Here is a 9,006-nt window from a genome sequence, read left to right on the forward strand (position 1 = left end):
GCGGGGGACGAGGGTCAGCAGCGTGGCCTCGGGCCGACAGGCGAGGCGCACGGGCGCGGTCGGCGCGGTGCCGAGGCCCGCGGACACCTCGAGCCACGCGGCGTCCTCCGGCGCCTGCGAGGAGGGCGCCCCGCCGGCGCCCGGCCACCACCGCGAGAGGCCCTTGACCCGCGAGGTGTCGAGGTCGCAGTTGGTCACCAGCGCGCCGTAGCCGGGCACGCAGACCTGCCCGCCGTGGGTGTGGCCGGCGAGGACCAGGCGTGCACCGTCGGTCGTGAACGCGTCGAGGACGCGCTGGTACGGCGCATGGGTGATGCCGATGGTCAGGTCGGCCGACGCGTCGGCCGGACCGCGGACGAGGTCGAGCCGGTCGTAGCCGAGGTGCGGGTCGTCGACGCCGACGAGCTCGAGCCGCAGGCCCCGCACCTCGAGCGTCCGGCGACGGTTGGTCAGGTCGACCCAGCTGCGGTCGAGGCCACGGCGCAGGTCGGCGGTGGGCAGGCGCGGGGTCGAGCCGACCCCCTTGGCGTGGTGGCGGGTCAGGTACCGCAGCGGGTTCTTGATCTTGGGGGCGAAGTAGTCGTTCGAGCCGAGGACGTACGCGCCGGGCACGTCGAGGAGCAGCTCGAACGCGTCGAGGAGCGCCGGCACGGCGTCGTGGGCGGCGATGTTGTCGCCGGTGTCGACGACGAGGTCGGGGTCGAGCGAGGCGAGGCTGCGCACCCACGTCGCGCGGGCCCGCTGGCGCGGCACGAGGTGGATGTCGGAGACATGCAGCACCCGCAGCGGCGGGGCCCCCTCGGGCAGCACCGGGACCTCGAACCGCCTGAGCACGAAGGCGTTCCGTTCGACGAGCGAGGACCACCCGAGCACGGCTGCTCCCGCGGCACCGAGGCCCAGCACGGTCTTCGTCACGGCACGCATGTGCCACATCCTCGCACCCCGCCCCGAACCGGCCGGAAACCCGGCGAGAGCCGTCGTGCCGACCTGACAGACTGACGCCATGAGCACCCTCAAGGAGCAGCTGCAGGCCGACCTCACCGCCGCGATGCGCGCGCGGGACCAGGTCCGGGCCGGCTCGATCCGGATGGCCCTCACCGCCGTGACGACCGAGGAGGTCGCCGGCAAGGAGCACCGTGAGCTGACCGACGACGACGTGCTCAAGGTCCTGACCAAGGAGGCCAAGAAGCGTCGCGAGGCCGCCGAGGCGTACTCCGGCGCCGGCCGCAGCGAGCTGGCCGCGAAGGAGGAGGCCGAGCTCGCCGTCCTCGAGACCTACCTGCCCCGGCAGCTCGGCGACGACGAGCTCGAGGGGATCGTCCGCGAGGCCGTCTCGGCGTCGGGCGCCACGGGGATGCAGCAGATGGGTCAGGCGATGAAGGCCGCCAACGCGGCCGTCGCCGGACGCGCGGAGGGTGGCCGCGTCGCCGCCGTCGTCCGACGCGTCCTCGCCGGCTGAGGCACGACGAAAGGGGCCGACGCGTCGTGCGTCGGCCCCTTGGCCGGTGTGCCGTCAGCCGTGCGGCTTGGGCGGCTTGTGGCCGTTGCCACCGCCGCCACCACCGCCGCCTCCGCCGCCTCCGCCGCCCGGCGGGACGACGACCGTCGGCTGGGGCTGCTGCGGGAGCGCCTGGCGCTGCGCGCCGCGCGAGGTGTAGATGGTGATGTAGCTGCCGCTCGGGGCCTGCCCGTACGGCGACGTGCCGGCGACCAGGCCCTGCGGGACGCCGGAGCTCATCGTGCCGCCGACACCGGCCGAGAAGCCGGCCGCCTGAAGCGTCGCGATGGCCTGGTCGACCCTCATGCCGGTGACGCCGGGGACGTCCTTGAGGTCGCCCTTGGTGAACTTGTCGGTCGGCTCGCCGAACTTCACCTCCGGCTGGCCCTCGAGCGCCTTGTTCATGATCTGCTTCCAGATCGGCGCGGCGATCGCGGCACCGTGCATGACGGGGTAGAACTGCCCGCCGACGGTGATGTTCTTCATGACGCGGGTGATCGGGTCGTACGGGGTGCCGACCCAGACCGCGGTGACCAGCTGCGGTGTGTAGCCGACGAACCAGGACTCGTTGTTGCCGTTGGCGGTACCGGTCTTGCCGGCCGACTCGCGCTTGCCGTCGTCGAGCTGGTTGCGGATGCCGGAGCCGTGGGTCATGTTGAACTCGAGGAACTTGTCCGTGGCGCGCACGACGTCGGGCTCGACGACCTGCTGGCACGCGGTCTTCGGCAGGGCGACGTTCTTGCCGCCCATGACGAGCTTGGTCACGGCGACCATCGGGCACTTCTTGCCGTCGGCGGCGAGCACGCCATAGGCGTGGGCGACACCCTGCGGCGACACGTCGGAGGCGCCGAGGATGTACTGCGGCGCGTACCGGCCGACTGGCTCGCCGTCGGCCTGGTGCAGGCCGAGGCGCAGCATCGTGTCGCGTACCTTGCAGCCGCCGAGCTTCTCCGCCAGGGCGATGAACGCGGTGTTCGTCGACTTGGCCGTGGCCTGCATGAGGCTGATGCGGCCGCCAGGGAACGGCGAGTCGTTGTAGACCTTCCACGGGCCGCCGGGGCCGCAGTTGGCGATGCCGCCCGGCCACTCCTTGGGCGTGTAGACGGCCTGCGAGTTGCCGCCGGCGGCCTTGGCGTTGACCGAGGCGCTCGTCGTCATGCCGGACTCCATGGCGGTGACGAGCGCGAAGGCCTTGGCCGTCGAGCCGAACTGGAAGCCGCCGGACCCGCCGTACTTCTTGTCCAGCGCCCAGTTGATGCCGGTCTTGCCGCGCGACTCCTTGTCGACGGTGTACTCGGTGTTCTGCGCGAAGGCCTTGACCTCACCGGTGTTCGGGTCGGCGACGTAGGCCGCGGCGCCGATGCGCTCGTCGTTGCCGATGGGGACCTTCTTGGTCACCTCACGCTGCGCGATCTTCTGGATGCGCGGGTCGAGCGTCGTCGTGAGGGTGATGCCGCCGCGGTACAGCGTGCGCTTCCGCTCCTCGACGGTCTTGCCGAGCTGCGGCATCATCAGCGCGTAGTTGATGATGAAGTCGCACCAGTAGGGGTACGGCGAGGCGAGGCACGTGCTCTTGGGGTTGGAGACCCGCATGTCCTGCTTGAGCGTCCGTTTCTTGGCGGCCTGCCACTGCTTGTCGTCGATGATCTTCAGCTCGTGCATCCGGTCGAGCACGACGTTGCGCCGCGCGACCGCGCGCTCCGGGTTGTTGACCGGGTCCGTCGTGCCCGGGTTCTGCGTCAGGCCGGCGAGGAGCGCCGCCTGCGAGAGGCTGAGCTTGCTCGCGTGGACGCTGAAGTAGTGGATCGAGGCGGCCTCGACGCCGTAGGCACGGTCGCCGTAGTACACGAGGTTGAGGTAGCGCTCGAGGATCTGGTCCTTCGTCAGCTGCTTCTCGACGGTGATCGCGTACTTGAGCTCCTTGAGCTTGCGCATGTAGTCCTTGCGGACGGCGGCCTGCGCGGCCGCGGTGTTGCCCTCGGCGAGCGCGTTGTACTGCAGCGAGATCTTGACGTACTGCTGGGTCAGCGACGAGGCACCGACCGAGCTGCCGTTGCGCAGGTTGGAGATGACCGCGCGCAGCGTGCCCTGGATGTCGATGCCGCCGTGCTCGTAGAAGCGGTGGTCCTCGATCGCGACCTGCGCCTCACGCATGATGGGGGCGACCTGGTTCAGCGGCACGACCGTGCGGTTCTGCTCCTGCGGCGTCGCGATGACGGTGCCGTCGGCCGCGAGGATCCGCGACGACTGGGCGAGCGGGTTGGTCGTGAACTCGCTCGGCAGCTCGTTGAAGACGTCCACGCCGCTACGCGCGAGTGCCCCGGTGGCCCCGACGGCCGGCATCAGCAGGCCGGCGGCGAGCAGCCCGAGCACGAGGGCGGACGCGAGGAACGCCCCGAGCAGACTGACGACGCCACCGATCGAGGTAGTGCGTGAGGACATGGGCCCAAGGGTAACCGGTGCCCCTATGGCCACCGGATCTCCGCACGTCAGGCGGGGTTTTCACGCGTGAGCCCGGCGTGGCGACCGGGGGCCGCCGGCGTCCGGCATGGTCCGGAGTGACTAGTCACTCCCGCCGAGAAATGGTCCGTGCAGCCTATGTCGCTGCTTGACATCCGGGCCCTAATGTCTCGTTTGGGCCAAAGGGGGGCCCAACACACAGGACCGGTGGGACGGTCCGGAGGCCGGCTCGGTGACTGGGAGGTGCCGAGCGGGGAGGGGAAATCATCATGAGTGCTGTCGCGATTGTCGACCTGTGGGTCGACGACTGGGCCAGTCAGGCTCGCTGCTCGAGCCAGGACCCGGACGCCCTGTTCGTCCGTGGAAAGGCCCAGCACGACGCAAAGGCCGTCTGCAAGGGATGCCCGGTCCTGGCCCAGTGCCTGGCCGAGGCCCTCGACAACCGGACCGAGTTCGGTGTCTGGGGCGGGATGACGGAGCGTGAGCGCCGCGCACTGCTGCGCAAGCGTCCGGACATCGCCTCCTGGAAGAGCGCTCTGCGGGCCGGCATGGCCGCGCAGACGCGTCAGGCCTGAGAGTCCGGTCACGCCCGCGCCGCGACGCGTCCGTATCCTCGGACGCGTCCGGCGCCTGCGTGTGTCATCGGGTCACGACCCGGTGAGCGACTCGCCGATCTGACGCAGCCCGGCCAGGTCGTGCACGTCGCGGCCGAGCGCCGGCACGTGGACGACGGGGATGCCCGGGTGCGACCGGGAGAACCGGTCGGCCAGCTCGTGCTGCCGCTGGGCGGTGCGCACGAGGTCGGCGTGCAGGCGCAGGAGACCGGCAGCCGTGGTCGCCGACTTCGGCCCGTTGCCGTCCTCGAGCGCCTCGGCCACCGCGACGGCCTTCGACGGCGTCAGCCCGGTGGCCTCGACGCGACCGATGCGGTTGACGACGAGGCCGGCGAGCGGCATCCCGTCCGCCTCGAGCCGGTCGACGAAGTAGGACGCCTCGCGCAGCGCGTCGCGTTCGGGGGCGGCGACGACGAGGAACGCCGTGCCGTCCTCGGACAGCAGCCGGTAGGTCTCGTCGGCACGCTCGCGGAACCCGCCGAACATCGTGTCGAGGGCGTTGACGAACGTCTGGACATCGGTGAGCATCTGCCCGCCGAGGATCCTCGTCATCGTCGACGTGACGAGCTGCACCCCGACGCCGAAGACCTTGAGACCCGCCCGGCCGCCGGCCTTGGCCGGCGCGGTGAGCAGCCGGATGAAGCGTCCGTCGAGGAAGCTGCCGAGCCGGTTCGGGGCGTCGAGGAAGTCGAGGGCCGAGCGCGACGGCGGGGTGTCGACGACGATGAGGTCCCACGGGGCGTCGGGCCCACCCGCGGAGGCCTTGAGCTGCCCGAGCTTCTCCATCGCCATGTACTCCTGGGTGCCCGCGAACGAGCTGGATACGGCCTGGTAGAACGGGTTGGCCAGGATCTGCTGCGCCTTGTCCGGGTCGGCGTGCGCGATGACGACCTCGTCGAAGGTCCGCTTCATGTCGAGCATCATCGCGTGGAGGCTGCCGCCCGCCGAGGTCTCGATGCCGGCGACCGGGCGCGGGGTGTTGTCGAGCTCGGTGAGGCCGAGCGACTGTGCGAGCCGCCGCGCCGGGTCGATGGTGAGCACGACGACGCGCCGCCCCGCCTCGGCGGCCCGCAGGCCGAGCGCCGCGGCGGTCGTCGTCTTGCCCACGCCGCCGGACCCGCAGCACACGACGATGCCGATCGACGCGTCGGCGATGAGCGCGTCGACGTCGAAGGCGGGCGCCGGCCGGGCGACGGTGGGCCGGCGTGCCGATGTCGTCACGAGGGCGCCTGCTCGTGGGCGAAGCAGGGCACGAGCAGGTCGGCCAGCTCGCGGACCGAGCCGCTGTCGATGCCCTCGGGCAGCGCGGGCAGCTCGATGATCGGCAGCCCGGTCTCCTCGAGCAGCGTCCGCTGCTCGCGCTCGAGGTCGACGCGTTGGGCGTGATCGTGCGCCTCGGCGAGGAGGCCGTCGACGAGCTCGGGCGTGACGATGACGCCGGCGTCGACGAGCTGGGCGCGGATCGAAGGTTTGTGGAGGCGCTCGGCCCGGGCCTGGTCGAGCGCCGCGTCGTCGAGGAGCGGGCGGCGCACCATGTTGACGACGATGGCACCTGGCCGGAAACCCTTGGCGCGCAGCTCCTCGACGGCCTCGAGGGTCTCCTGCACGGGCATCTCCTCGAGCAGGGTGACGAGGTGGACGACGGTCTGCTCGGACTGCAGGAGGCGGGTGATCGACTCGGCTTGCGAGTGGATCGGCCCGACGCGGGCGAGGTGGGCCACCTCGGAGTTGACGGAGAGGAACCGCCCGATGCGCCCCGTGGGCGGCGCGTCGAGCACGAGCCCGTCGTACGCGGGTGGGGCGTCGCCGCGGTGGCGGCCGTCGCGTCGGCGGCGGTTGGCCTCGTAGACCTTGCCGATGAGCAGGACGTCCCGCACACCCGGCGCGATGGTCGTCGCGAAGTCGATGGCGCCGAACTTCTCGAGGAGCCGGCCGGCGCGGCCGAGCTTGTAGAAGAGCTGGAGGTACTCGAGCAGGGCGGCCTTGGGCTCGACCGACAGCCCGTCGACCTCGCCACCGCCCGGCAGGCGCACGACGCGGGTCTCCTGCGTGCCGAGGGGCGGCACGTCGAAGGTCTGGCTGATGCCCTGGCGTCCCTCGACCTCGGTGAGCAGGACGCGCCCGGGCGTCGAGGCGAGCGCGAGCGCCAGCGCCGAGGCGACCGTGGTCTTGCCGGTGCCGCCCTTGCCCGTGACGACGTGCAGCCGCGCCTGGCCCCAGTCCGTCGTCACGGGGCCCAGCCTAGGCGGGCGGGCGCGAGAGGGTCGGGCAGCCGCCGCGTTCGGGACGCACGTCACGCCGGGGAGCCCTCATCCGGTGAGGGCGGCGACCGTGGCCAGGACCCGGTCGAACGCCGGCTCGTCGGGGTCGATGAACGCGTAGTGGGCGGCGTCGGGCACGACGGTCCGCTCGACGTCGCCACCCGCCCGCCGCGCCGACTCGAGGTACGCGTCGCCCACCTCGGTCGGCACGTCGTCGTCCTCGGTGCCGGACAGGAGGCGCACCGGCACCCGGGGCGGAAGGGCGTTCATCGGGTCGGCCGAGCGCCACGCGGGCGTGCCCGGACCCGTGCCCACGAACGCACGCGCGGCGTCGGACCCGAGGTGCAGGCGGTCCGCGGCGTCGAGGTCGACGACCCCCGCCAGGGACACGACGCCGACGACGCCGAGCCCCCCGACCCACGGCTGCCCGGCCGCCCAGGTGACGAGCTGGCCGCCGGCCGAGTGGCCGACGAGGACGACGCGGTGCGGCAGCGACGGGTCCCGCGCCACCGCCTCGGTGACCGAGCGGACGTCGTCGAGCGTGCCGGGCACGCCACCGCCCGGCATCCCGGTCCGCCGGTACTCGGCGAGGGCGACCGCGTACCCGGCCGCCGCGAACGCGTTCGCCTCGGGCAGGGCGTGTGCTCGGTCGTACTCGGCGCGCCAGAACCCGCCGTGGACGACGAGCAGGGTGACGCCACGGGGCGGGACACCGGCGGCCGGAGGGACGACGTCGTAGACCTGGGCGCGGTCCGGTCCGTACGACCGGGTCGTCGGCGCGGGTGCGGAGGGGTGGGTCAGGACGTCGTCGGGGCGGCGGTCGGCCGGCGTGCTCATGCCGGACATCGTGGCACCCGCCGGCGCCCGGCCGGCGGGACCACCCGGCACCGTGCCGGGGTCACCGAAGGGGCTGCCGGGCGCACCGGAGCACGCGCCGAGCGTCGGTGCCCCGATGAGTAGGGTGATCGCCATGACCACGTGGGAATACCTCACTGCACCGCTCCTGATCCACAACACCAAGCAGATCCTCGACAACTTCGGTGCCGATGGCTGGGAGCTCGTCCAGATCGTCAACGGGCCCGACGGCACCAGCCTCGTCGCCTACTTCAAGCGTCCCAAGACCGGGGGGAACTGACATGAGCGCCGTCGAAGACCGTCTGTCCGAGCTCGGCCTCACGGTGCCCGAGGTCGTCCCGCCCGTCGCCGCCTACGTCCCCGTGGTCCGCGACGGCAACCTCGTCTTCACCTCCGGCCAGCTGCCGATGGTCGAGGGCCGGCTCCCGGCCACCGGCAAGGTCGGCGCCGAGGTCGACGAGGCGACGGCCAAGGAGCTCGCCGCGACGTGCGCCCTCAACGCCATCGCGGCCATCAAGTCCGAGATCGGTGACCTCGACAAGGTCGCCCGCGTCGTCAAGGTGGTCGGCTTCGTCGCCTCCGACCCGATCTTCACCGGCCAGCCGGGCGTCGTGAACGGGGCGAGCGAGCTGCTCGTCAAGGCCTTCGGCGACAAGGGAGTCCACGCCCGGTCCGCCGTCGGCGTCGCGGCGCTTCCGCTCGACGCCCCGGTCGAGGTCGAGGTCGTCGTCTCCGTCGAGGCGTGAACCGGTGAGCGGTCGTCTCTTCCCGCTCACGAGCACACCCGGCATCTCCGACGCCGCGACGAGGTGGCTGTCCGGTGACCGGTGGGAGGTCGCCGAGCCACGACGAGCCAGCACCGTCATGCTCGTGCGTGACGCCGACGTCACCGCTGGTGCCGGTCGGGGCGGGGGTGCCGCCGGCGGCGCGGGCGCCTCGGGGGCCGAGGTGTTCATGCTGCGGCGCGTCCCGGCCATGGAGTTCGCGCCGAGCATGCACGTCTTCCCCGGCGGCGGCGTCGATCCCCGCGACGGCGAGGGCGACCTGCCCTGGAGCGGTCCGTCGCCGCTCGAGTGGGGCGAGCGGCTCGGCTGCAGCCCGGTCGAGGCCCAGCTCTACGTCGCCGCAGCGGTGCGCGAGCTCTTCGAGGAGTGCGGCGTGCTGCTCGCCTCCCCCTCTGCGAGCGGGCCGCTCGCCCCGGTCGGGGGGGGGGGGGGGGGGGGGGGGGGGGGGGGGGGGGTGGGGGGGGGGGGGGGGGGGGGGGGGGGGGGGGGGGGGGGGGGGGGGGGGGGGGGGGGGGGGGGGGGGGGGGGGGGGG

The 9,006-nt window shown here is 72.7% G+C and carries 10 protein-coding genes; 5 read left to right on the forward strand and 5 right to left on the reverse strand.

Annotation, left to right across the window (positions count from 1 at the left end; translation table 11 throughout):
- The coding region (locus tag ACPYOM_RS18835; protein WP_481347128.1) for a metallophosphoesterase at positions 1–924 on the reverse strand (924 nt) is incomplete at its 3' end.
- A 79-nt stretch (positions 925–1,003) separates the two neighbouring features.
- On the opposite strand from ACPYOM_RS18835, the gene ACPYOM_RS18840 reads away from it, so the two are divergent.
- Positions 1,004–1,459, forward strand: a complete 456-nt coding sequence (locus tag ACPYOM_RS18840; protein WP_481342980.1) for a GatB/YqeY domain-containing protein — start codon at positions 1,004–1,006, stop codon at positions 1,457–1,459.
- A gap of 54 nt (positions 1,460–1,513) precedes the next feature.
- Here the strand turns inward: ACPYOM_RS18840 and ACPYOM_RS18845 are convergent, their stop codons facing one another.
- Entirely contained in the window at positions 1,514–3,940 is a 2,427-nt protein-coding gene (locus ACPYOM_RS18845) for a penicillin-binding protein (RefSeq protein WP_481347129.1), read from the reverse strand.
- A 287-nt stretch (positions 3,941–4,227) separates the two neighbouring features.
- Between ACPYOM_RS18845 and ACPYOM_RS18850 the strand changes: the two genes are divergently transcribed.
- Positions 4,228–4,533, forward strand: a complete 306-nt coding sequence (locus ACPYOM_RS18850; protein ID WP_481342978.1) for a WhiB family transcriptional regulator — start codon at positions 4,228–4,230, stop codon at positions 4,531–4,533.
- Positions 4,534–4,605: 72 nt separating this feature from the next.
- On the opposite strand, the gene bagB is transcribed toward ACPYOM_RS18850, so the two are convergent.
- The 3 genes from bagB to ACPYOM_RS18865 are packed head-to-tail and all read right to left on the reverse strand — an operon-like array spanning position 4,606 to position 7,805.
- A complete protein-coding gene (gene bagB, locus ACPYOM_RS18855) occupies positions 4,606–5,793 on the reverse strand; it encodes an ATPase BagB (RefSeq protein WP_481347130.1) in 1,188 nt (395 codons plus the stop codon).
- Positions 5,790–6,869, reverse strand: a complete 1,080-nt coding sequence (gene bagA, locus ACPYOM_RS18860) for an ATPase BagA (protein WP_481347131.1) — start codon at positions 6,867–6,869, stop codon at positions 5,790–5,792. Before bagA ends, bagB begins: the two co-directional genes overlap by 4 nt.
- Before the next feature lie 12 nt (positions 6,870–6,881).
- Positions 6,882–7,805, reverse strand: coding sequence for an alpha/beta hydrolase (locus tag ACPYOM_RS18865; RefSeq protein ID WP_481347132.1), 924 nt, complete (start codon positions 7,803–7,805; stop codon positions 6,882–6,884).
- On the opposite strand from ACPYOM_RS18865, the gene sp36 reads away from it, so the two are divergent.
- From sp36 to ACPYOM_RS18880, 3 genes are all read left to right on the forward strand, one after another.
- Positions 7,804–7,968 (forward strand): Sp36 family protein, encoded by a 165-nt coding sequence (gene sp36 / locus ACPYOM_RS18870; RefSeq protein ID WP_481342974.1) that lies wholly within the window; start codon positions 7,804–7,806, stop codon positions 7,966–7,968. The two genes, ACPYOM_RS18865 and sp36, sit on opposite strands and share 2 nt — an antisense overlap.
- Position 7,969: 1 nt before the next feature.
- Positions 7,970–8,434, forward strand: coding sequence for a RidA family protein (locus ACPYOM_RS18875; RefSeq protein WP_481342973.1), 465 nt, complete (start codon positions 7,970–7,972; stop codon positions 8,432–8,434).
- Positions 8,435–8,438: 4 nt separating this feature from the next.
- Positions 8,439–9,006, forward strand: a 568-nt coding sequence (locus tag ACPYOM_RS18880) for an NUDIX hydrolase (protein ID WP_481347133.1), incomplete at its 3' end; no start/stop codon positions are given.

Source organism: Monashia sp. HAY1-2A (genome assembly GCF_056755315.1).

Bases quoted from the DNA above. Each gene is read 5' to 3' on its own strand.
- ACPYOM_RS18875 (WP_481342973.1), top strand. From the start codon at position 7,970: ATGAGCGCCGTCGAAGACCGTCTGTCCGAGCTCGGCCTCACGGTGCCC.
- ACPYOM_RS18850 (WP_481342978.1), top strand. From the start codon at position 4,228: ATGAGTGCTGTCGCGATTGTCGACCTGTGGGTCGACGACTGGGCCAGT.
- ACPYOM_RS18840 (WP_481342980.1), top strand. From the start codon at position 1,004: ATGAGCACCCTCAAGGAGCAGCTGCAGGCCGACCTCACCGCCGCGATG.
- ACPYOM_RS18845 (WP_481347129.1), bottom strand. From the start codon at position 3,940: ATGTCCTCACGCACTACCTCGATCGGTGGCGTCGTCAGTCTGCTCGGG.
- ACPYOM_RS18865 (WP_481347132.1), bottom strand. From the start codon at position 7,805: ATGGCGATCACCCTACTCATCGGGGCACCGACGCTCGGCGCGTGCTCC.
- sp36 (WP_481342974.1), top strand. From the start codon at position 7,804: ATGACCACGTGGGAATACCTCACTGCACCGCTCCTGATCCACAACACC.